At 64.5% G+C, this 22,276-nt stretch carries 23 protein-coding genes; 7 read left to right on the top strand and 16 right to left on the bottom strand.

The window, feature by feature from the left end; genetic code table 11:
• Positions 1–21: 21 nt before the first annotated feature.
• The 3 genes from tkt to XW59_RS27970 form a co-directional block, all read right to left on the bottom strand.
• Positions 22–2,046, bottom strand: coding sequence for a transketolase (gene tkt, locus XW59_RS27980; protein ID WP_047148833.1), 2,025 nt, complete (start codon positions 2,044–2,046; stop codon positions 22–24).
• 253 nt (positions 2,047–2,299) lie between these two features.
• Positions 2,300–3,172: a phosphoribulokinase gene (locus XW59_RS27975; protein ID WP_047148834.1), complete on the bottom strand. Its 873-nt coding sequence runs from the start codon at positions 3,170–3,172 to the stop codon at positions 2,300–2,302.
• A gap of 10 nt (positions 3,173–3,182) precedes the next feature.
• A complete protein-coding gene (locus XW59_RS27970) occupies positions 3,183–4,229 on the bottom strand; it encodes a class 1 fructose-bisphosphatase (protein ID WP_047148835.1) in 1,047 nt (348 codons plus the stop codon).
• Positions 4,230–4,335: 106 nt separating this feature from the next.
• Here XW59_RS27970 and XW59_RS27965 point away from each other — a divergent pair, with 106 nt between their 5' ends.
• Entirely contained in the window at positions 4,336–5,271 is a 936-nt protein-coding gene (locus tag XW59_RS27965; protein ID WP_047148836.1) for a LysR family transcriptional regulator, read from the top strand.
• 1 nt (position 5,272) lies between these two features.
• On the opposite strand, the gene XW59_RS27960 is transcribed toward XW59_RS27965, so the two are convergent.
• The 6 genes from XW59_RS27960 to XW59_RS27935 are packed head-to-tail and all read right to left on the bottom strand — an operon-like array spanning position 5,273 to position 10,355.
• Complete coding sequence (locus XW59_RS27960) at positions 5,273–5,911, bottom strand: hypothetical protein (protein ID WP_047148837.1); 639 nt, start codon at positions 5,909–5,911, stop codon at positions 5,273–5,275.
• A complete protein-coding gene (locus tag XW59_RS27955) occupies positions 5,911–6,771 on the bottom strand; it encodes an ABC transporter permease (protein WP_136068529.1) in 861 nt (286 codons plus the stop codon). Before XW59_RS27955 ends, XW59_RS27960 begins: the two co-directional genes overlap by 1 nt.
• Positions 6,768–7,544 carry an ATP-binding cassette domain-containing protein gene (locus tag XW59_RS27950; RefSeq protein ID WP_047148913.1) on the bottom strand — a complete coding sequence of 259 codons (777 nt, stop codon included), beginning with the start codon at positions 7,542–7,544 and terminating at the stop codon, positions 6,768–6,770. Before XW59_RS27950 ends, XW59_RS27955 begins: the two co-directional genes overlap by 4 nt.
• A 60-nt stretch (positions 7,545–7,604) precedes the next feature.
• On the bottom strand, positions 7,605–8,066 hold the full coding sequence (locus XW59_RS27945) for a hypothetical protein (protein ID WP_246666254.1): 462 nt from the start codon (positions 8,064–8,066) through the stop codon (positions 7,605–7,607).
• A 40-nt stretch (positions 8,067–8,106) separates the two neighbouring features.
• On the bottom strand, positions 8,107–9,081 hold the full coding sequence (locus tag XW59_RS27940) for a YVTN family beta-propeller repeat protein (RefSeq protein ID WP_047148838.1): 975 nt from the start codon (positions 9,079–9,081) through the stop codon (positions 8,107–8,109).
• A gap of 23 nt (positions 9,082–9,104) precedes the next feature.
• The gene (locus tag XW59_RS27935; protein ID WP_082137857.1) at positions 9,105–10,355 is read right to left on the bottom strand and encodes an ABC transporter substrate-binding protein; all 1,251 of its coding nucleotides are present in this window, start codon (positions 10,353–10,355) and stop codon (positions 9,105–9,107) included.
• Positions 10,356–10,612: 257 nt separating this feature from the next.
• Between XW59_RS27935 and XW59_RS27930 the strand changes: the two genes are divergently transcribed.
• From XW59_RS27930 to XW59_RS27910, 5 genes are read left to right on the top strand one after another with little or no spacing between them, the layout of a single operon-like run.
• On the top strand, positions 10,613–11,800 hold the full coding sequence (locus XW59_RS27930) for a (5-formylfuran-3-yl)methyl phosphate synthase (RefSeq protein WP_047148839.1): 1,188 nt from the start codon (positions 10,613–10,615) through the stop codon (positions 11,798–11,800).
• Positions 11,797–12,432, top strand: coding sequence for a dihydroneopterin aldolase (locus XW59_RS27925; RefSeq protein WP_047148840.1), 636 nt, complete (start codon positions 11,797–11,799; stop codon positions 12,430–12,432). Before XW59_RS27930 ends, XW59_RS27925 begins: the two co-directional genes overlap by 4 nt.
• A complete protein-coding gene (locus tag XW59_RS27920; protein ID WP_047148841.1) occupies positions 12,433–12,984 on the top strand; it encodes a flavoprotein in 552 nt (183 codons plus the stop codon).
• Complete coding sequence (locus tag XW59_RS27915) at positions 12,977–14,371, top strand: DUF6513 domain-containing protein (RefSeq protein ID WP_047148916.1); 1,395 nt, start codon at positions 12,977–12,979, stop codon at positions 14,369–14,371. The genes XW59_RS27920 and XW59_RS27915 overlap by 8 nt, the downstream gene beginning before the upstream one ends.
• A gap of 3 nt (positions 14,372–14,374) precedes the next feature.
• Complete coding sequence (locus XW59_RS27910; protein ID WP_047148842.1) at positions 14,375–14,938, top strand: DUF447 domain-containing protein; 564 nt, start codon at positions 14,375–14,377, stop codon at positions 14,936–14,938.
• Here the strand turns inward: XW59_RS27910 and XW59_RS27905 are convergent.
• On the bottom strand, positions 14,932–15,975 hold the full coding sequence (locus tag XW59_RS27905) for a hydantoinase/oxoprolinase family protein (protein WP_047148843.1): 1,044 nt from the start codon (positions 15,973–15,975) through the stop codon (positions 14,932–14,934). The two genes, XW59_RS27910 and XW59_RS27905, sit on opposite strands and share 7 nt — an antisense overlap.
• Positions 15,976–16,014: 39 nt before the next feature.
• Here XW59_RS27905 and XW59_RS27900 point away from each other — a divergent pair, with 39 nt between their 5' ends.
• Positions 16,015–16,710, top strand: coding sequence for a HisA/HisF-related TIM barrel protein (locus XW59_RS27900; protein ID WP_047148844.1), 696 nt, complete (start codon positions 16,015–16,017; stop codon positions 16,708–16,710).
• Positions 16,711–16,840: 130 nt separating this feature from the next.
• Here the strand turns inward: XW59_RS27900 and fae are convergent, their stop codons facing one another.
• The 6 genes from fae to XW59_RS27870 all read right to left on the bottom strand — a co-directional run bounded on the left by fae (position 16,841) and on the right by XW59_RS27870 (position 22,275).
• Positions 16,841–17,350 carry a formaldehyde-activating enzyme gene (gene fae, locus XW59_RS27895; protein WP_047148845.1) on the bottom strand — a complete coding sequence of 170 codons (510 nt, stop codon included), beginning with the start codon at positions 17,348–17,350 and terminating at the stop codon, positions 16,841–16,843.
• 182 nt (positions 17,351–17,532) lie between these two features.
• Positions 17,533–18,378, bottom strand: coding sequence for a triphosphoribosyl-dephospho-CoA synthase (locus tag XW59_RS27890; protein WP_047148846.1), 846 nt, complete (start codon positions 18,376–18,378; stop codon positions 17,533–17,535).
• Positions 18,375–19,301 (bottom strand): RimK family alpha-L-glutamate ligase, encoded by a 927-nt coding sequence (locus XW59_RS27885; protein WP_082137859.1) that lies wholly within the window; start codon positions 19,299–19,301, stop codon positions 18,375–18,377. The genes XW59_RS27890 and XW59_RS27885 overlap by 4 nt, the downstream gene beginning before the upstream one ends.
• A 16-nt stretch (positions 19,302–19,317) precedes the next feature.
• On the bottom strand, positions 19,318–20,274 hold the full coding sequence (mch, locus tag XW59_RS27880; RefSeq protein ID WP_052958553.1) for a methenyltetrahydromethanopterin cyclohydrolase: 957 nt from the start codon (positions 20,272–20,274) through the stop codon (positions 19,318–19,320).
• The gene (locus XW59_RS27875) at positions 20,271–21,401 is read right to left on the bottom strand and encodes an ATP-grasp domain-containing protein (RefSeq protein ID WP_246666253.1); all 1,131 of its coding nucleotides are present in this window, start codon (positions 21,399–21,401) and stop codon (positions 20,271–20,273) included. The genes mch and XW59_RS27875 overlap by 4 nt, the downstream gene beginning before the upstream one ends.
• A complete protein-coding gene (locus tag XW59_RS27870; protein WP_047148848.1) occupies positions 21,379–22,275 on the bottom strand; it encodes an NAD(P)-dependent methylenetetrahydromethanopterin dehydrogenase in 897 nt (298 codons plus the stop codon). Before XW59_RS27870 ends, XW59_RS27875 begins: the two co-directional genes overlap by 23 nt.
• Between the last annotated feature and the right edge of the window lies 1 nt (position 22,276).

The raw sequence follows: 22,276 nt of genomic DNA, 5'->3' as shown, positions 1-22,276 counted from the left end.
TCAGGCTGGCGTCGATGGTGCTCAGAACCTTCCGTTCGAAGCGCGGTTGACCAGCGTCAGCGCATTGGCGGCGACGATTTCGGGCATGATCTCGAAGTGTCGGTAGAGGTCGGGGGCGGGCGCGCTGGCGCCGAAGCCGCTCATGCCGACAAAGGCGCCGTTCTCGCCGATCCAACGGTCCCAGCCGAGGCGCGCGGCGGCCTCGACGGCGACACGGGGGGCGTCGCCCAGCACCTGCCGCCGATAATCCTCGTCCTGCTCCTCGAAGAGCTCCCAGCACGGCATGGAGACCACCGCCGCCTCGATCGCGTATTGGTCGTGCAGGATGCCGGCCGCGGTTTTTGCGGTCTCCACCTCCGAGCCCGTCGCAAGCAGCGTCACCGCGCGCTGGCCCTGTGCCTCGCTCAGCACATAGGCGCCGCGTGCGGAGAGGGCTTCGGGTTCATCCGCGTCCCGCAACATCGGCAGGTTCTGGCGCGACAGCACGATGATGCTCGGCCGGCTTTCGGATTTGAGCGCCAGCTCCCAGCATTCCGCCGTCTCGATGATGTCGGCCGGGCGAAACACGTTGAGGTTCGGCGTGGCGCGCAGCATCGCGAGATGCTCGATCGGCTGATGCGTCGGACCGTCCTCGCCGAGGCCGATCGAATCATGCGTCATGACATAGACGACGCGCAGGCCCATCAGCGCCGAGAGCCGGATCGCGCCACGCGCATAGTCGGCGAAGCAGAGGAACGTGCCTCCGTAGGGCGCGAAGCCACGATGAAGCGCAATCCCGTTCATGGCAGCCGCCATGGCGTGCTCGCGGATGCCGTAATGGATATAGCGCCCGCCATATTCGCCGGGCAGGACGGGCAACATGTCCTCGGTGATCGTCAGGTTGGAGTGGGTGAGATCGGCCGATCCGCCGATCGTCAATTCCGTCGCCTTGTTGATCGCGTCGAGCGCGAGCTGCGACGCCTTGCGTGTGGCGACCTTCGTCTTCTTCTCGAAATGGTGCTTCCTGAACGCGTCCAGCGCCTGGAAGACGCCGTCCGGCAGGGCGCCCGAGACCGCGCCTTCGAAATCCTTGCGGCGCGGCGAGGCCGAAAGCCGGTCTTCCCATGCCCGTCGCGCATGCCGTCCGCGTTCCGCCACGCCGCGCCAGGCGGCGACGATCTGCGCGGGCACCTCGAATGGCGGGTGGGGCCAGCCGATATTCGCGCGCGTTGCCGCCACTTCCTCTTCGCCGAGCGGCGCGCCGTGCGCCTTTTCCGAGCCACCGAGGGTCGGTGCGCCCTTGCCGATGACGGTGCGGCAGGCGACGAGCGACGGGTTGAACGAGTGCTTCGCCAGTTCTATCGCGTCGGCGACCGCCTCGGCGTCGTGCCCGTCCACTTCCTGCACGTCCCAACCGGCGGCGCGGAAGCGCAGCGTCTGGTCCATCGAGGTGGAAAGCGAGGTGGGGCCGTCGATCGAGATGGAGTTGTCGTCCCAGAGCACGATCAGGCGATTGAGCTCGAGATGGCCGGCAAGATCGATCGCCTCATGGCTGATGCCTTCCTGCAGGCAGCCGTCGCCGGCGATCACATAGGTATGGTGGTCGACGACATCCCGGCCGAAGCGCGCGGCAAGCATGCGTTCGGCCAGAGCCATGCCGACAGCGGTCGCGATGCCTTGTCCCAGCGGCCCGGTCGTCGTCTCGATGCCGAGCGCATGTCCGTATTCCGGATGGCCGGCGGTGCGGCTGCCGAGCTGGCGGAAGCGGCGCAGCTCATCCATCGGCATGTCGGGATAGCCGATCAGATGGTGAAGCGCATATTGCAGCATCGAGCCGTGGCCGGCGGAAAGCACGAAGCGGTCGCGGTCGGGCCAGTCGGGCTTCGACGGATCGAGCTTGATGAAGCGGTTGAAAAGCACGGTCGCGACGTCGGCCATGCCCATCGGCATGCCCGGATGGCCGGACTTCGCCCTTTCCACCGCATCCATGGCTAGGGCGCGAACGGCGTTCGCCATGTCGCGTTCGAGGATCGCGGATTCGGGAGTGAGACTGACAACTTCATTCATGTGAAAGTCCTCCCGTTCCGGATATCCCCGCTGTCCGTAGTTCGAAGTCTTATTGGGACCATCCGCTCACGGGGCCCTTCGAGCCATCCTCTCCCTGGCGGTGAGACAAGGTCGGCCAGCTTCCGCACCAGCATTTTCATGGTTCGGTGAAGGCGCGAGAGTGTCGAAGGTCTCCTTTTCCCGCCGGGGAGAGGGTGGTTTGTGAGACAGGCCGGGCGAAGGGGCGTTCGGCGATAAACCATCATGTTTCTCCTCATGAGACGCGGTTCTTGCGTTCGATCAGTTGCAGGATGAGCGGCGTCAGGATGAGCTGCATGGCGAGATCGAGCTTGTTTCCGGGCACGACGATCGAGTTCGCCCGCGACATGAAGGAGTCGTGGATCATCGACAGCAGATACGGGAAATCGATGCCGCGCGGATTGGCGAAGCGGATGACGAGCATCGATTCGTCGGGCGTCGGTATCCAGCGCGCGATGAAGGGATTGGACGTGTCGACGATCGGCACGCGCTGGAAATTGATGCTCGTGCGCGAGAATTGCGGAACGATGTAGCGCACGTAATCCGGCATGCGTCGCAGGATCACGTCCATCACCGCCTCGGTGGAATAGCCGCGCGTCGCCCGGTCACGATGGATCTTCTGGATCCATTCGAGATTGATGACGGGGACCACCCCGATCTTCAGGTCGGCGTGCTGGGCGAGGTTGACCGTATCGGTGACGACGCAGCCGTGCAGGCCTTCATAGAACAGGAGGTCGCTTTCGGGAAAAGGCCGCCAGTCGGTGAAGGTGCCGGGCGGCGTTCCGTGGAGCCTGGCTTCTTCCTCGTCATGGACATAGGTGCGCGTGCGGCCCGTGCCCCGGCGGCCATATTCCTCGAAGACGGATTCCAGGATCTCCAGCTCGTTGGCGTCGGCATGGAAATGAGTGAAGTTCGGATTGCCGCGATCGGTCTCCTCCGCGACCTTTTTCTTCATCGCCTCGCGGTCGTGGCGATGGAAGGCGTCGCCCTCGATGAAGGCCGCCTCGACCTTCTCGCGACGGAATATCTGCTCGAAGATCTGCTTCACCGAAGTCGTTCCGGCCCCGGAAGAGCCCGTGATCGAGATGATCGGATGCCTGGCTGACATGGCTGGTTCCTCAGGCGCGAAAGAGGCCGCGATTGCCGAACAGCGGCGCACGCTCGCCGATGCTGCTGGGGTCGAGGTGATAGCGGGCGATGCGGGCCACCTCGCGGGCGGACCCGAACACCAGCGGTACGCGCTGGTGCAGGCTTTCCGGCTCGATATCGAGGATGCGCGAGGTAGCGTCGGTCGCCGCGCCGCCCGCCTGTTCGATCAGGAAAGCGATGGGATTGGCTTCGTAGACCAGCCGCAGGCGTCCCCGGCCGTAGTCCTTTCGCCGATCGCCGGGATAGAGGAACACGCCGCCGCGCATGAGGATCCGGTAGCTGTCGGCCGCCAGCGAGGCGATCCAGCGCATGTTGAAATCCTTGCCGCGCGGGCCTTCCTCGCCTTTGAGGCAGTCGTCGACATAGAGCCGCACCGCCTCGTCCCAATGCCGGTAATTGGCGGCGTTGATCGCGAATTCCTGCGTGCGCGGCGGGATGGCGAGGCTTTCATGCGCCTGCACGAAAGTGCCGAGCCGCTGCGACATGACGAAGACATGCGTGCCGCTGCCGACCGAGAGCACCAGGGCGAGTTGCGCGCCATAGATGAAGCAGCCGGCCGCAAGCTGGTTCGCTCCCGGTTGAAAAAAAGCGGCGGCCGGATTTTGGTCCGGGCCGCCAGTCGCCGGGAGGAAAGAGAAAATCGTGCCGATCGAAAGGTTGGTGGCGATGTTGGACGAGCCGTCCAGCGGATCGACGGCGACGGCCAGCGGCGCATCGGCGTCGAGCAGGACCGGCTGCTCCAGCTCTTCCGAGGCGTAGGCCGCGACCGGCGCGTGGCGCAGCGCTTCGAGGAGAAGATCGTCGGCGAGAATGTCCAGGCCCTGCTGAACGTCGCCGTCGGAATTGACGCCTCGCTTTTCGGCGAAGGTACTTTCCAGCGCGCCTTCGCCTATTCTTTGCCTGATCCCGATCGCGGCCTTCGCCAGTTGGCGCACCGCCGCGGCGATTGCGGCGCGGCGCTCGTCGCCGGCTCCTGCGAAGGAATTCAGAAATGCGTCGAGTGTCGCGGCTTTCATCTCCACCCTCCCGAACGGGATCGTTCACGGGGATGAGAGCAAGCGAGGCGCGATAAGTAAATTTTAATTACTTTACAGAGAGAATAAATTTCTCTTACTATACGGCATGTTCAATCTGACGCTCAGGCAATTCCGCACCGTCCGCGCGATCGCGGCCGAAGGGAAAATCGTCAGCGCTGCCAAGGCCTTGGGCTTGTCTCCTCCGGCGCTTACCATTCAGTTGCGGCAGATGGAGGAAGAGGTCGGGCTGGACCTCTTCGACCGGACGGGCGAGGGGATGCGTCCGACCGCCGCAGGTCGCGTCTTCATCGACACGGCGCAGGCGATAGACGAAAGGCTGCGGCAACTGGAGGATGAGATCGACGCCATCAAGGGCGTGCGTGCGGGCAGTCTGCGGCTCGGCGTGGTCTCCACCGCGAAATATTTCGCGCCGCAACTGATGGCGGCCTTCATGAAGGAGTATCCCGCCATCGACATGCGGCTTTCGGTCGGAAACCGCGCCGAGATCATTGCCAGCCTGAAGAACCATGAACTGGACATTGCGCTGATGGGGCGCCCGCCGAGGGACGTGCCGGTGCGCGCCTCGGCGTTCGGAGATCATCCGCTGGTCATCATCGCACCGCCCGACCATCCGCTGGCGCGCGCGCGCGACATCTCCAAGGCGCGCATCGCGCGGGAGAACTTCCTGATACGCGAGCCGGGATCGGGCACGCGCATATCGCTGGAGATATTTCTCGGCGAACTACCGGGAAGGATCGACGATCTCGGCATAGAGATGGGCTCCAACGAGACGATCAAACAGGCGGTCATCGCCGGTCTCGGCGTTGCCTTCATCTCCGCCCACACCATCTCCGCGGAAGTGGAGACGGGACGCCTCGTCGTCCTCGACGTTGCCGGCATGCCGATCCGGCGGCAATGGTTCGCCGTCACGCGATCAGACCGCGCCATGTCTCCGGCAATGGCCACGTTCCAGGATTTTCTCATGCGCAAGGGCGCGATGCATCTTCCGCATCTGAGCAGGCTCTATCCCGGCGGATCCTGAATTATTCCTTTTGCGCAAGCACTTCCGAGATGGTCTTGGTGAGCTGGTAGAGCCTTTGCTCTATCAGGGTCGGCACCTCGCAGACGAAAGTCAGCGATTGCACCCGCTCCTCGAAAATACGCGTCTGAAAGGCGAGGTGGTCGGTGATGCGGGTCAGTTGCGCCTCTTCCACGTCTCCCTTGGCATGGAGGGCATCGAGTTCCGCTGACTCCTTGCGCAGCGCCGTGGCAAGCTCCACCTGTTTGCGGGCGTAGCGGCCGATGCCCGAGATGATCTGCGAACGCTCCATGTTCATGTGATCGAACAGGCCCTGGACGAGCGTGAGCATGCGGTCGTGCAGCTGGTCGGGGGAAATGTCCGCCGCGTAGTCGCGGATTTCCCGCTGCGCATCCTCCAGTGGAAGGCGCCGGGCGGAAAGCTCGCGGACGAGGGCGGTCATGTCGCCGTCCGACGACCAGCCCCGCGCTGATTCCGGCAATTCCTCGCCCGTCCAGAACTGTCCGAGCGACAGTTCCGGCACCTTGCGCTGTATGCAAGGCCAATCGGGGTCCGTATTCGAAGCGGCCTTCGCCGGCATGGCCGCGGCAAGGCAGGCCGCGGCCGCGGCCGCGGCCAGAAGAACCGATTGCATGTATTTCATCAGCCGTTTCCTCCCGTATCCTGCTTGCGGATCATCAGTCCCCGCGCCGGATCGTAGGCGATGATCGCCCCGCCCAGGAACAGCACGGTGCAGCCCAGCACGACCGCGAGCGAAACCCAGTCGATCTGACCGTAGCAGGCGAAGCGGATCAGCTCGACGACATAGGTGAATGGATTGGCCAGGCATATCTTGTGTAGCAGCGGGCTCGATTCCTGAATCCGCCACAGCGGGTAGAGAGCCGGCGAGGCGAAATACATCGGGAAGATCACGAAATTCATGATGCCAGCGAAATTCTCCAACTGCTTGATCAGCGACGACAGGAGCATGCCGAGCGCGCACAGCATCAGGCCGGAGAGGAAGAGTGCCGGCAGCACCAGCAGATAACCGATGACCGGCGGCTTGACGCCCCAGAACCAGGCGATGCCGAGGAAGACATAGACCTGCGCGATCGAGACCGCGACGCCTGCGAGGAGCTTGGAGACCAGCAGGAACCAGCGCGGGAAGGGACTGACCAGGAGCGTGCGCATGTTGCCCATCTCGCGGTCGTAGACCATGGAGAGCGAGGACTGCATGCCGCTGAAGAGAAGGATCATGCCGCATAGGCCCGGCGTGATGTAGACCTCGTAGAGCACATAGGTCTTGTAGGGCGGAATGATCGACACACCGAGCACCTGCCGGAAGCCGGCCGCGAAGATGAAGAGCCAGAGCAGCGGTCTGACCAGCGAGGAAATGAAGCGCTCGCGCTGGTTGAGGAACCGCAGGCCCTCGCGAATGAGAATGCCCTTCAGGCAGATCGCGTAGTTGCGCAGCCGGAAAGGCGGCGCGCGCAGGGGGAGGGTCTGCGTCGCTCCGTCGCTCATGGCAGGGTTTCCGCCATCCGCTCGTTCAGCCTGGAGAACGCATCGCGGATCGTTTGCACGCGATTGGCCTTGACGACGGAGGCCACATTGCCGTCCGCCACCACCTTGCCTTGACGCAGGATGACGACGTGGTCGCTGTCCTCGATCTCGTCGATCAGGTGTGTCGCCCAGAAGACGCTTATGCCGTGGGTGCGCACGAGCGAGCGGATGGTGGCGAGAATGCCGGCACGGGACTGGATGTCGAGGCCGACGGTCGCTTCGTCCAGGAGCAGCAGTGGTGGCTGGTGCAACAGCGCGCGCGCGATCTCGATGCGCCGCATCTGACCGCCGGAAAGGCTGCGCGCCTTGTCCTTCAGGCGGTCGGCCATGTCCACCGTATCGAGAACGGCGGCTATGCGCTCGCGGGCTTCGCCCGCGCCGATGCCGTGCAGCGAAGCATGATAGGCGAGGTTCTGCTGGACGCTGAGGTCGAGATCGAGCGTGCGCGCCTGGAAGACGATGCCGAGCCTTCGCAGCGCTTCGCCGGAGCTTCGGCGTATGTCATGGCCGAAGACGCGGATCGCGCCCTTCCTGGTGTCGTAGAGATGGCTGATCAGCGAGAGAAGCGTCGTCTTGCCGGCCCCGTTCAGGCCGAGCAAGACGGTGAAGCTCGCCGGCGCGATCGAGAAGGAAACATCGTCCAGCGCCAGCTTTGAGCCATAGGAATGGCTGACGGCACTGACGTCCAGCGCCGCGATGCCGTTTCCGCCATTTCCGGTCTTCACATGCTGCATTCCCGTGATCCTTGCGGCGGCCATCCGGCATCATGGACCCGAGATGGCCGCCCAGGAAAGCTATTTGATCGTGATCGTGCCCTTCATGCCGCGCTCGGCGAGATCGGGCACGGACCAGGTGTAGATGCCGGGTCTGATCGTGGTGAACTGCACCTGCATCGTGCCTTCGGCGTCGAATTCAAGCCAGGCGGGCGCGCCGTTCATGTGGACTTCCAGATCGTTGATGACGATCTGGTTCATCCACACATTGCGGAAGAGATCGGTGTGGAACTTGTACTCGAGCCCCGCCGCGGAGGTGATCTTCCAGCGGTAGCCCTGGCCGGCCAACAGCTCGAAATCCTTCTGGTTCACCGTGAAACTGTCTTCCGCCGAGCCGAGGATCAGTTCCGGCACGTCCTGGCTGGCGCGCGTCACCTGCGGGGCGTCGTCGTCATCGTCGTCTGAACCCGCCCACGAAGGCGAGGCGACGAATGCCGCGCCGATCAGGGCGGCGAATGCCAGTCTGCGGTAATGTCTCATCATTCTTCCTCCACTTGTTGCCTCTGAAAAACACATCGAGAAATCAGTTCGGCGATACGACGACGCCCCATGGCAGCGCGCCGACCGTGACCGACTGGACCGGCTCGTCGGTCGCCACGTCGATGAAAGTGATGTCGTTCGAGATTCCGTTGGTGCTGATGATGGTCTTCTGGTCAGGCGTGAAGGCGAGCTGCCAGACACGCTGGCCGACGAGGACGTATTTCTCCACCTCGTAGGTTTCGGTGTTGACCACCGCGACGCGGTTCGCCGGGCCGAGCGCCACATAGGCCTTCTTGCCGTCGGCGGTGATGCGGACCCCGACCGGCTGGATGGATTCGGCTCGCAGGCCGGGTATCTCGAAGGTGACCTTCTTGGTGACCTCGCGGGTTTCGTTGTCGATCACCGAGACGGTCCCGCCGATCTCGGCGCTTATCCAGACCTGCTTGCCGTCGGGCGTGAATTCCGCGAAGCGGGGACGTGAATCGACCAGCACGTTGTCGGTGATCTCATTGCTCGCGGTATCGATGAAATGGGCCATGTTCGTCGTTTCCGACGTGTTGACCATCACCGAGCCGTCGGGGCTGATGCCCATGCCCTCCGGCTCGACGCCGACGGGAATTTCCGCGAGCACGCGCTTGGATTCGATCTCGATCACGGTGACGAGATTGTCGTCCTCGTTGGCGACGTAGAGCGTCTTCCCGTCGGGGGAGAGCACGAACAGTTCAGGGTCCGGTCCCGACGGCAGCGTGCCCACGATCTCCATCGTCGAAGTGTCTATGATTTCGATCGTGTCGTCGTCGCTGGCGCACAGATAGATGAACTTGCCGTCATGCGAGATGGTGATGCCGCGCGGGCGCTGCCCGACATTGAGGGTCTTGACCACCTCCATGGTCGTTGAATCGACGACCGTGACGGTGTTGTCCCGCTCGTTGGAGACGTAAACCATGTAGGCGGACGCGGGCGTGGCCATGAAGCCCGTGGCCATGGCCGCAGCCAGAAGCGAATGTATCCTTCCCATCCAATTCTCCTCCCGATGAATGTCTAGTCAAGCGTGCATGCGGTCTCCGGCTGGTCGACCCCGAGCGTGTCGAGCTCGGAGACCTGGTGCAGGAATCCTTCCTGAGGCGAGGTCGAGACGACGGAGCGCCCGTCGCCGAGGAAGATCGGCTGCCGCAGCTGCAGGTTCCATTTCCTGAAGGTCAGCTTCTGGCCCATGAAGGCGGCGATCGAGAAATCGTCGGAACGAACGAAGGCGTCGATCTTCGCAAAATCATTGCCCTGCGTTCTGGTCGCTGCCTCGCCCAGCGTGCGGACCGCGATCCAGGCGGACATGTCCCTGGAGATCATGCGCCTGTCGGCGGCCTTCTCGAAGCGGTTCTGGATCTGCGTTCCGCCCCATTGCTCGCTTGCCGGATGCCAGCCGGAGGGCACGAGACCCGCGCTTCCCGCGACGGGGCGCGGAACCCATGTGCGGAACGGCACATATGTCCCGAAGACCTCGTTTTCGTCGGCGACGAGAACCACGTCGTGCTCCGGCAGGTCCTGCGTGAAGACCGGCATCTGCTTCTGGATCTGGACGACGCCCGAATCCGTCCGTCGCGCCGTCCCCCTGTCCTCGAACAGCTTTTCGGCGACGATCTCCCCGCCGAACCGGGTCGCGGCGCGCCTCAATGCGTCGGCGAGCAGCTTGTCGCCGTCATGCGAGCCGTGGATGAGAACCCATCTGCGCCATTGCTTCCAGATCAGATATTGCGCCAGCCCGTCCGCCAGCATGCTGCGGGTCGGCGTGGTGTGGAATATGTTCGCCCGGCATTCTTCCTCGCGCAGGCTGTCGTCGGCGGCACCCACGTTGAAGAGGAGCACGCCCTTGTCGCGCGCCGCGTCGGCGATGGAGAGAAGCTGCTCGGCGGAGAGATCGGCCAGCACATATTGATTGCCGTTGCCGACCAGCTGGTCGAAGGCTTGCGTCACGTCGGCGCCGGGTTCCACCTCGACCACCTCCAGCATGAATTTCTGGCCGAGGAACGAGCCGGTCGTGTTGTTGTCGGCGATGGCGAGTTCGGCGCCGGCGACGCCCTCGTCGCGCGGCGGAACGTCCAGCACGGAGAGCGCAAGCTGTGGTGCATAGGCCCTGAGATAGCCGATCTTGACCTCGGTGACCGGTTTTTCCGCCTTTTTCGAGGAAGCGGATTGTCCGGGGGCGGCGCCCTGTGCCAGCGCGCCGGGAACATTGACGATCAGCGAAAAAAAGCAGAAAAAGGCGGCAAGAGTGCCAGGCACCGCGCTCTTCATGAGACCATACCCTATCCTGCGCCGAACCCGTTGCCGGGAGCTGCGCGTTAAGTCACGGTGCCTGGAATGAGTGTAGCCGACCTGAAATTATTATCAAACCCCGCCGGTCATCTTTTTGTCACGGCGCGTAAGACTTGCGGCCGGGCGAAACTTGTCATCTCATCTGGAAAGATTTTAGCCTTCGACTTCGACATGATCCGTCATATATGTCGTGGCCGAGAGGACTTCCCGTCTCGCAGCCTGGAGAGATCGTTGAAATGACAAAGATGCTGGCGAGCGTCACGGGGCCGGAAGAAGCGGAGATCGTCGCCGACGGAGGCGCCGACATCGTCGATTTGAAGGATCCGACCACCGGCGCGCTCGGCGCGGCCACGGTCGATACGATCCGCCGAACGGTGTCCGGGCTCGGCGGCCGGGTTCCCGTCAGCGCGGTATGCGGCGATCTGCCGATGGAGCCGGGAACCATTGCCGGAAAAGCGACAGAGATGGCGGCGACCGGCGTCGACTACGTCAAGATCGGTTTTTTCCCTTCCAGGAATGTGGCGGCCTGCGCCGCGGCACTGGCGCCGCTTTCCAGGCAAACCAAACTGGTTGCGGTGCTTTTCTCCGACCTCGATCCTGATTTCGGCCTGCTGCCGGTATTCGCCGCCAATGGCTTTCATGCGGTGATGGTGGACACGGCCGACAAGTCGAACGGGCGTCTCCTCGACCATCTTCCGCCCGAGCGGATTCCGGCATTCGTGGATGCCGCGCGGGCGGCCGGGCTCAAGGTCGGCCTGAGTGGCTCCCTGGAAGCTCCCGATATACCGCGACTGCTGCCGCTCCGCCCCGACTTCCTGGGCTTCCGGGGCGCGCTGTGCGGCGATGCCGGCAGAGCCGCTGCCATCGATCCGGAGGCGGTGAAGACGATACGCTCGCTGATCCCGGAGGAGCGTCTTGCCGCAACCGCTCCCGGTGTGGACTACCGTCTGCTGGCGCGCGGTTATTCTCCGGATGCAGTCAATCCGTCGCTGGGCACGGACAGGATATTCGTTCGCGATTTCGTGCTTCCGGTTCAGATCGGCGCCTACAGTTTCGAGCACGGCCATACGCAGAAAGTGCGCTTCGACGTGTCGGCGGACGTCTTGCGCATGACCAGCAACCCCGAGGACATGCGCCATGTCTTTTCCTATGACGTCATCATGGACGGCATCCGCACCATCGTGGCGCGTGGCCACGTGCAACTGAGCGAGGCGCTGGCCGAACAGGTCGCATCGCATGTGCTGGAGGATCCGCGCGTCGTCAGCGTCAGGGTGCGGGTGGAGAAGCTGGAACTCGGCCCCGGCGGCGTCGGTGTGGAGATCGAACGCAAGCGCGCGAAGGAAAACAGCTCGGCACAGCATCGCGGCAAGGCCGCGCTTCACGAGACCGCCGTCGTTCGCGGCAGGAAAGGTGTTTCCTCTTGAGGCGAGCGGTCGTCAAGCTCGGCGGCAGCATTGCCGGCAGCGAGGCGATGGACAATTGGATCGCGGCGATCACGGCCGCCTCGTTCCCGATCGTGATCGTGCCGGGCGGTGGTCCGTACGCCGACGTTGTGCGGGAGACCCAAAAGGCAATGGGCTTTTCCGACGGAGCCGCCCACGCCATGGCAATCCTCGCCATGGAACAGTTCGGTCACGTGCTTTGCGACCGCGACGAGCGTTTCGTTGCCGCCCGCACCCTCTCCGACATCGAAAATGCACCGGCCCCGGAGGCTGTTCCCGTCTGGTTTCCTTCCGAAACGGTGCTTCCGGCGGCCGAAATTCCGATGAGCTGGGACGTCACCTCGGATTCGCTTGCCGCCTGGCTGACATCGAAGATCGGCGCCGATTCATTGCTCCTGGTGAAGCAGAGCGATGCCTTTTCGCAGGCTGATGACGTCGGCGCCCTGGTCGCCAGGGGTCTCGTAGACCCGGCCTTTCCGACGATGCTGCCGGCCGAGGTCGACCTGCGTATCGCCGGTCCACGACATCTGGCGGGGGCGGGTGCTCTGTTCCGCTCCGGCCTCTTGCCGGGAGAACCGATCACTCGAACGGGGCAGGCGAGGAAAGCGGGATAGATGGCCAGGCTTCACACTCCGCGCTGGGCATGGGTACTCACCGGATCGGGCCACTTCTTTGTCGAAAGCTTCTCGCTCATTCACGAACTCGAATATTGCGATATCTTCGTCTCGAAGGCGGCCGCCGAGGTGCTTCGCATGTACAGGCTGAAGCTCGATTTTCCCGATACGATGCGCGTGCTCCACGACAAGACGGCGAGCGCGGTGCCGGTGGGCGGCTTCTATCGCGGCGTCTATCACACGGTCGTCGTCGCTCCGGCCACCTCCAACACCGTTGCGAAATGCGTCCTCGGAATTTCCGACACGCTGGCAACAAACGTCTTCGCGCAGGCGGGCAAGTGCAGGGTGCCGTCGATCGTATTCGCCTGCGACACCGCCCCCGAACTCGAAACCATGGCACCGGACGGCATGGTCAAGGTCTATCCGCGGCGGATCGACCTCGAAAACACCGAGCGCCTGAAGGATTTCGAGCGGACGACGGTGGTCGAATCGCTTGCGGATCTGGAAAACGCGATCCGTGGCCGGCGCGCCGAACTCGAAAGCCATGGCTGAGCGGCTCGTCTTCCTCACCGGCCATCTGGCCAAGGCGCGGCTCGACAGGCTGCTCTCCAGCCTCGGCGAGACGGAATTCTCGTGGGAAATCGTGGATATAGGCGTGAAAGTTGCGGCCCTGATGACGGAGGACATCGTCAGGCGACGGCTGGCGCCGCCCCAAGGTGCGGACCGCGTCATTCTGCCTGGCCGCTACCGCGGCGATCTGGAGAGCCTTTCAGCACATTTCGGAATCCCTTTCGTGAGAGGGCCGGACGAGATCGCGGACCTTCCGGCCTTTCTCGGTCGCGCAGGCGCACCGCCCGACCTGTCGCGCCATGACATGCGCATCTTTGCCGAAATCGTGGACGCGCCGATGCTCCCGCTCGACGCCCTTGTCGCGCGGGCGAAGACGCTTGCCCGCGCCGGCGCCGACGTCATCGATCTCGGCTGCCTGCCCGAGACGCCGTTCCCGCAGCTCGCGGAGGCGGTCGGTGTCCTCAGGGGCGAAGGCTTTTCAGTCAGTGTCGACTCGGCCAATTACGAGGAGTTGCGCGCCGGCGCGGCGGCCGGCGCCGATTATCTCCTAAGCCTCGACGAGAACACGCTGCCGCTCGCCTTCGACCATCCCTGCATTCCGATCTTGATCCCTTCGTCGCCCGGCGATCTCGACTCGCTCGGCCGGGCGATCGATGCGGCGGTCGGGGCAGGGATCGCCTTCATCGCCGACCCGGTGCTCGATCCGATCCATTTCGGTTTCACCGCCTCGCTCGGGCGCTTCATCGAGGCGCGCCGGCGCTGGCCCGACATCGAGCTTCTGATGGGAACCGGCAACCTCACCGAGCTCACCGACGCGGACAGTTCCGGCGTCACCGCGGTCCTGGCCGGCATCTGTTCGGAACTCGGCGTCCGCAACGTGCTCACCGTGCATGTGAGCCCGCACACGGTCCGCACCGTCGAGGAGCATGATCTGGCCCGTCGCATCCTGTTTGCCGCGCGCAATGACGGCGCGCTGCCGCGCGGCTATCATCCAGGCCTGCTGCAGGTGCACGACCGCAAGCCCTTTGCCGCTTCGCTGGAGGACATCGAGGCGCTCGCCGCCGAAGTGCGCGACGCGAATTTCCGCATCATGACGGCGGAGGACGGCATACATATCTTCAACAAGGCGGGCCACGCCGTGGCGGCGGACGCCTTCGCGCTGTTTGCCGACCTTGGCGTGGAGCGCGACGGCGCCCATGCCTTCTATCTCGGCGCGGAGCTGATGAAGGCCGAGATCGCCTGGCGGCTCGGCAAGCGCTACGCCCAGGACGAACCGCTCGACTGGGGTGTCGCGGCGCCTGCTCCGGAAGCGGACCGTACGCGTCTTGCCGAGGCGGGGCACACGCTGAAGGCGAGGAAAAGCGAGTAAGCCATGCCTTTCATTCGCGAAACGATCGTCACCACCATCGACAGGACAGGCAAGGTCCACATCGCGCCGCTTGGCATCATCGCCGAAAAGGACGGCTGGGTGATCGCGCCTTTTCGGCCTTCGACCACGCTCACCAATCTCGAACAGGTTCCGCTGGCGGTCGCCAATTACGTCGACGACGTACGCGTCTTCGCCGGCTGCCTCACGGGCCGCAAGGATTGGCCGACCGTTCCGGTCGTAGGCCTTGCCGTCCCCCGCCTCGCGGCTGCGCTCGCCCACTCCGTGCTCGAAGTCGTCGGCATTGACGATGATCCCCTGCGGCCGCGGCATTTCTGCCGCGTCGTTGGCGAGGAGACGCACGCGCCCTTCACCGGCTTCAACCGCGCCAGGGCCGCGGTTGTCGAGCTCGCCATTCTGGTCAGCCGGCTGCACATGCTGCCGCCGGAAAAGATCGAATCCGAAATCGCCTATCTCTCGATCGCCATCGAGAAGACCGCCGGGCCCGACGAGAAGGAAGCATGGGGTTGGCTGATGGAGCGGGTCGACCGGCACTTCGCCGATCAGTAGACTTTCGCTTCTTGCGCGAGCAACGCCACCGCGCTTGCCGGCGCCGCGCTGCTCGCCTCGTTGCGGATTTTCTCGCGCGCCGGCACGATCTCCGCGAAATCGACGAAGCGCCGCTTCATCCGCTCGGCCAGCCGACGAAGCTGCCACCGGCCCGTGCCAGCCCCGACGATCGGCGCGCCGCGGCCGGTTTTGCCGGCGACCAGCACGGCCGCGTCGTGGATCGTGCGCAATTGCCGCTCGCTGAACCATTCCGCGATTTCGCGCCATTCCTCAAATGAAAGATCGTCCGTGTCGCGGCCCACCATGCGGGCAAGCCGCGCGATCGAACCGGCGACCGTCTTCTCCTTGCCGTCGGCCGAGGCATGCTTGTCGTCGGTTTCGTCCAGTACGCCGAGAACGCGATGGACGTCGGCGATGGCCGCGAAATACTCGTTCATCAGCGGCGTCAGCCGGCCACGCACCGGAGCGTTGGAGGCGACGCCGAAGAGGAAGGTCCTGGTGAAACCGGTATAGACCAGCTCGCCCGAAAGCAGCCGCTCGGCGTCCGTATAACCGTCGCCGACCGCCTTTCCATCCTTCAGCGGGATGATGTCCGTGGTCGTCGAGCCCATGTCGATGAAGAGCGCATCGCCCGTGAGCCTGCCGACCAGCGACGCCGTCGCATGCCAATTGGCCGAGGCGACGTCGTCGACGTGACGGCGGGCAGCCTCGAAGGGGACGAAGCCGGCGCGCCCCGCATAGACGAGCTTGGGAACGGCCGGAAAATTCGCCGCGATCTGATCCAGAAGTGCCGACACGCCGAGCTCCCGCGTCGCGAAGGCGTCCGACAGTTCCCCGGTCATGGTGAAAGCGGCGAGCGACGCATCCTCATAAAGCGGACGCGCCTCGGCGAAGGCGTTCGTCAGCGTATCGAGGCTGATCCATAGCGGCGTCGCCAGCGTCATGGCGTCGACGATGCGGCCGCCCTCCGCGCGGGTGACCTTCAGATGCGCGCCTCCGATGTCGAAGCCGGCGACGATGTGCTTTTCTTTTTCCACGCTTCACGCTTTCATGAATTGAAGAGGGAGGGACCGGCTTTGCGGATCGTTCCGGTATTGGACATCAAGGGCGGCGTGGTGGTGCGCGCGAAAGCCGGCCGCCGCGACGAATACCGCCCGATCGTCACGCCGTTGAGCGCGAGCGCCGATCCAGTCGGGGTGGCCGAGGGATTGCGTGGCCTTCATCCTTTTCGAACCTTCTACGTCGCGGATCTCGATGCGATCGAGGGCAGGGGGGACAATGATGCAGCACTTGGCCGGCTATGCGAGATGCCGGCCGCGCCCGAATTGTGGGTGGACGCGGGACTTCGTGACGAGCGGAGCCTTTCCCGTTTCCTTGAACATCCGCCGTTGCGGCCCGTCATAGGCTCCGAATCCCGGCCGGATATCGAACTGCTTCGGCGCTTCAGGGATCATCCGGCTCTCATCCTCTCCCTCGATTTCTTCTCGGACGGTTATCGCGGACCGGCGAACCTGCTCGCCGACCCGGAACTCTGGCCGAGGAGGATCATCGTGATGACGCTCGCCAGGGTCGGTTCGGCCTCGGGTCCCGATTACGCGCGCCTGCGGCAGATAAAGGCTCTCGCGGGCAGACGCGATGTCGTCGCCGCCGGCGGCATTCGCAACGAGGCGGATATCCGCGAGCTGTCCCTATTGGGCATCGAGGCCGCGCTGGTTGCAACCTCGCTGCACGACGGCACCTTGAGTCGGGAACAGCTCGCGGATTTCGGATGAGAGCCGCGAGCAGTCCCCATCCGAAGATTGCCTTTTCGCCAGGGCGTTATAGCCCCAGCGCTCTTTTCAGCCGGCGCAGCAGACCGTCCGGTCCGCCAGACGGTTGGACCTGTGCGGGGCTGTCTCTTGTCTAACCCGCGCCGAAGGGGTGCTTCACGTTGTTGCGCTGGGCCGTCGCCTCGGCGGCGGTGGGTTTGCCCTCGACGGCGCGCTGAATGGCCTCCTTGGTGGCGCGATAATTGTAATCCTGGATCTTGGCGTCGTCCTCCGCCTCCCAGTGGATGAACACGCCGACGCAGAGGAACAGGTCGTCGGCTTCGTCGGCGGGGATGACGCCCTCGGCCACGCTGTCCTGGACCGCCTTGGCGACCGCGAACTGCGCGGGGCCGAACATCTGCACCGCCTGCTTGGCGCCCTTGATCGTGACTTTGTTGAACATCACCGTGTTGGGTTTGCAGGGCAGGTTGGGCGCGATCACGGCGAGCAGCGTCGTGAAACCGTCCTTGTTGTTCGTGAGCGCATTGCAGAATGCAGCCTCGACGGGGCTCCCCCGGGGTCCGATGAGCAGGTCGATATGGGCAACCTCGTTGCCTTCTCCGACGAGCGATTCACCGACAGAAACTTTCGTAATCTTTGCCATGCCAATTCTCCTCCAAGATACAAAGTGAGGTGTCCAAAGACGCCGCAACCGAGCGGACGCTCGATGGACGACTATCCTTGTTGGCAGCGCCCGGATAGATTCGGGCCGGTTGGCTAGATAGTCGCGGAAACACGGTTTCCGCTAGAAGAAATTGAACCATCAACCCCAGAATTATGCAAGTTTTAGCGACGGCTAGAGACAAGTTTCAGGGCAAACACCGAGGCCACGGTCAGGTCGGCCGAGGTGCCGGGGTTGATGTTGCGCTCCTTCAGGCTGGCGTCGAATGCCGAAAGCAGCCGAATGCGCTCGTCCTCGCCCTCGGCTGCACCGAGACGGGCGAGCGCTTCGGCCGCTTCGTCGCATATTTCGCGTGCGAGATCGGCGCCGAATTTGCGTGCGACATGGCTGTCCGGCAGGCTTGCGAGAAACGCCATATAGGTGTGAACGACAGGCCACATGCCGCCTTCACCATGCTCCTCCGCCTGGCGATGCGCCGTCATGCCGATGTCGAAGACGTCGACGAAATCGCCGACATATTGCCGGGCGATCGTGTCGCGGTCCGCCGCCGCGCGCATCGCTTCGAGCAGGGTGACCGACGGAACCTCACGGACGTCGTGCGCCGGGGCTTCTCCCAGGCCAGCGGGCGAGGCGAGGACGATGGCTTCGAACGCATCACGAGCATCGGCGACCGTCAGCGCCGCAAGCACGTTTCGCAGGTTTTCGTGCAGGCTGCCGGACCGCTCGGCCGCGCGGGCAAGCGGCGCGCATAAGAGCACGATGCCGAGATTGGTGTTGATGCCGAGCGCCTGCCGTGTCGCCCGGACCGCCTCCAGGATGCGCTCGCCAACGGTTCGCGAGGCTGCCGCGACGAAGGGCGCCGAGACACGGGCGCTCGACCGGAACTGATCGGCCGTCATCCGATGCCCGTCGGAGAAGACATGGACGTTGCCGGGTTTCAGCGCCTCGATCTCCGCCCGGCATGCTTCCTGGTAGGCGCGGGCGATCTCGCCTTCTTCGAGCCGCGTCATGGGCTTGACGACGCGACGACGCGGAGCGGGCGACGGGCACGCAGGAAAGCGGTCATGGCCGCGGCTATCTCGTCGGCGATGTCGACCGGCGTGACGGATTGCAGTCCTGACCAAGCCGGCATGCTGTTGACTTCCAGCACGTGAAGCCCGCCTTCAACGGACCGCACGATGTCGACGCCGGCGAAGTCCGCTCCCACGGCGGCGGCGGCGGCGAGCGCCAATTCGCCGAGTTCCGCCGACGAGGCTTCGCAAAACCGTTCAGGTGCCGCGCCGCGGCCGATATTGGTTATCCAGTCCTCTCCGCGGCGCGTCATTCCGGCGAGCACTTTTCCCGCGCAGACGAAGACGCGATAGTCGTGGAACGGCGGACCCGCGCGTTCGACATAACGCTGGAGATAGTGGACGTCGGCGACCTCGTCGTCGCCGGGCAGATCGGCCACCGAGCGGATCAGCCTGATGCCACGTCCCTGGGCGCCGAAGAGCGGCTTGGAAACCAGCATGCCCGACGCCAGTTCACGCTCCGCCACCTCCCTCGCCGCCGCCATTTTCTCGACGGTGAAGGTGGCGGGTGTGGGCAGTCCGGCATCGGCTAGCAGGAACGTGGTCATCGATTTGTCGACGCAGCGTTCGATTGCCTGAGCGGAATTCCAGACCGGGACATCCAGCCTGCCCAGCGCGTGGAGAACCCCGAGCCGCCGCGTTATGGCCTCGAAGGATCCGGCCGATATCGAGCGGACGATGACGCCGTCGGGCAGCTCGTCGTCGAGGCCGGGGATGGCGAGACCGTGGCGACGGCCGGTGTCGAAGGCGATCGCCGAGAGCGGCGCTGTCGCGACCTGCCAGCCGCGTCGGCGAAACGAGGCGGCCAGGCGGCGGGACTGCTTGTCCGGCCCGTCATTGGCGATCAGTATCTTACCTGCCACAGGATATCCTTACCGTTCAGCCGAGGCATCGTTCGAGCATGGCAAGATCGCGTCCGCCGCTGCGGAACGTCTCGCCGGTTTCGATCGCCGTTACGATGACTTCGGCCGGGCTGAACAGCAAGGGATCGATGGCGTAGAAATCGCCCTTGAAGCGCTTGAAGATGTCGGAAAACGGCTCGCCATATTCGCGCGAGGCGCTGCTGGGCAGCTTTTCCGCGAGAGCCTCGGCGTCGGCGGCCGGCCCTTTCACGAACAGTTGGACGATGCCGCCATAGATGATGGCGTCGTTGGTGCGGCCCATCGCCGTGAGAAAGTCGGGATGGGGTGCAGGCAGCGGCGCGGCCCCGGCGCCGTCGACGATACGTTCCAGCGGAAAGCCGAGGTCGTTGGCCTTGTGCAGCGCGACCTCGAGCACGCGCGCCACGATCTGGACCGTGCCGGCGAGGCTTTGCGTCGGCGCGTAGATGAAGGTGAGCCGGTCGGCGGCGACGCCCGTCGCCTGGGAGACCTTTTCGACAATGGCTTCGACAGGCGGCTCGGACGTTTCGAGCACGAGGACCGCGGCGTCCGCTCGTTCTCGATAGCCAAGCGAGGAAAAGAGCGGCTCGACCCGGGCAAGCGCGCGGGCGGGACCCGAGCCCATGGCGAAATAGCCGCCGTCGGAGAGACTCCACCCGGCATACTGGCTGGCGAGGCAGGCAAGCACCGGCTGCGACGACCGCACCTCGATGTTCAGCGGCCATTTTTCGGCGGTCCTGTCGATCGCGGCATTCACCTCGCCGAGCCCGCCCATCGTCGCGCGCGCGATTCCCAGGCCCGCTTCGATGCTTCCGAGAACCGCGGCGCCGGCATCGATCAAGCGCGCACCCATCGGTCCCTCGGCCACCGTTATTCGCAGGTGTTCCGCGTTGCCGGCCATGTCGTCGGCGATGCGATGCGCGGTCTCGTTCAGGAATGCGGAACCGTCCATCATGTCCGGGCTCCTTCCACGCGATGTTCGATTTCGCGGGCACGGTCCCTGACCGCCCGTTGCGCGGCGAGCGCGCTGCGGCCGCTCGCAAAGGCCGTGCATATGGGATCGCCCGCCGAAAGCGTCGTGCCGGGCGATTGATGGTCTGCCGCCCATTCGGGCCAGGAGAAGGAGGGAAAACGCTCTACCGGCTTGTCGGCATAGACGATGATGGAGGCCATGCAATCGCGGAAGCGCGGGAGCGCGTGCGGCGCGCTCCGCGAGGCCTGCAGATGGGCCTCGATCAGAGGCGCCGCTTCGCTGTCGAAAATGTCCAGCGTCGCGCCGGGCCGGGGATTGATCTCCACGAGACGATAGCTGCCACGGCTGCGGATGAAATCCGCACTGCAAAGCCCGACGAGGCCGGCGCGCCGGGTCAGCCCGGAAAGCCAGCTTTCGATCAGTGCTGCCTCGTGGCGGTTGAAGCGGCGAAGCCGCACAGCGCCACCATAACGATATGGGGTCTGCGGTGTCGGCGCCGTCCACTGCCTGCTGAAACCCACAATGCTTGCGTTGCGCCCGTCGCCGATGAAAAGCGCCGAGATGCTTTCCCCCGCGACGAAGCGCTGGAAATAGATGCCGGGCAAGTCTTCGCCCGAGTCGGCACGGCGGATATGGCCGCCGCCGGCCGCGCCTGCCTGCTTCGAAACCCAGCTTTCCGGATCGGCGGGGCGTTCCCAGCGATGTTCCGGGTGCGGGATGCCCAGTTCCGCGCAGTCGGCCGCGAACAAATGCGGATCCTTGATCCTGCGGATCGTCGAAGCCGAATTGCCGGCAAGCGGATAGCGCCGCGCGATCTCGTCGACGATCTCCGGCCGGCGCTCGAAGCCCGAACCGCAGACGACGGCGACGGGCGGTTCGTCGCCTGCCAGTTCATCGAGCGCCTCGATCAGTGACGCCTGCTCGAAGCCTGCCTGCATACTGCCGGGCACCCGCACGGCCTTCTCCGCGATCGCCACCGTGTCGGTGTCCCGGAAGAAATCCGCGACGAGCGGACGATAGCCGGCCCTGCGCGCCGCGGCCGCCAGCGCGCGGCCGGAAATCGCCGCGATCAGCAGGGGGCGGGCTTTATGTGACGATTTCTCGTGCAAGGGAAAAGGCATCCTGAAAATCAAAAATCACGGGCTTTTCCGCCTCGATCAGCTTCTTGAAAAGACCGAACTCGGTTTTGTACTTCACGTTTCCGATTGCAAGCGGTCCTATCCCGACAGCCGTCGTGCCGGCAAGCGGCACGCCGTCGTCGCTTATTCCCAGGCCGGCGATGCCGGCGGGTGGAACCGCGTTGACGTCGGCCGCCAGCAGCAGCCCGCCCGCTTCGTCGAGCATTTCCTTCGAAATCACCTCCACGCCGGCTTTCGCCGCCGACAGAACCACTTCGCTGGCGGCGAGGATGGATTTCTTCTTGGCTTCGCTCGAGCCGTCGTCGGCAGCCACGTCCAGTTCGAACCGAGCCCGGATTTCGGACGCCACCTCGCTGACGCGCTGCGGACCGTCATGACCGACGAGCGCGACCTTCGCGCCTTCCCGGGCCGCGAGAACCGCCGTGCAGAAACCGACCACGCCTGTCGCGCCGAAGATCGCGATCCGCGTGTCCTTCAACTCGCGGCCGAATTTCGTTTTCAGGCTCTTTTCCACCTTGGCGACCACCGCGGCGGCGGTGGTGAAGGAACCCGCCGGATCGGCAAAGACGGAAACCCGGAAGGGCGGCACCATCGCCTTCTTCGCCGCGTCGAGCATGTCGAGCGCGAGCGCGGCGTTCTTGCCGGCGATGAAGATGCCGGTATCTACGCCGGCGTTCGGCGGTCGCGAGAAGATCGCGTCCTGCACCAGGCTTGTGACCTCGGCGATGCCCACGTCGACATAGGGCAGGACCGCGTCGAAGCCGGCGTCGAGCGCCATGTTCACGTCGAACGGGCTCATATGCTTGAGGGGTGTGAGCATGTGCAGAATGTGCTTGCTGGCCATG

The organism is Aquamicrobium sp. LC103 (assembly GCF_001014615.2).
Taxonomy (GTDB): domain Bacteria; phylum Pseudomonadota; class Alphaproteobacteria; order Rhizobiales; family Rhizobiaceae; genus LBCQ02.
This window is presented reverse-complemented; position numbering and strand designations above follow the sequence as displayed.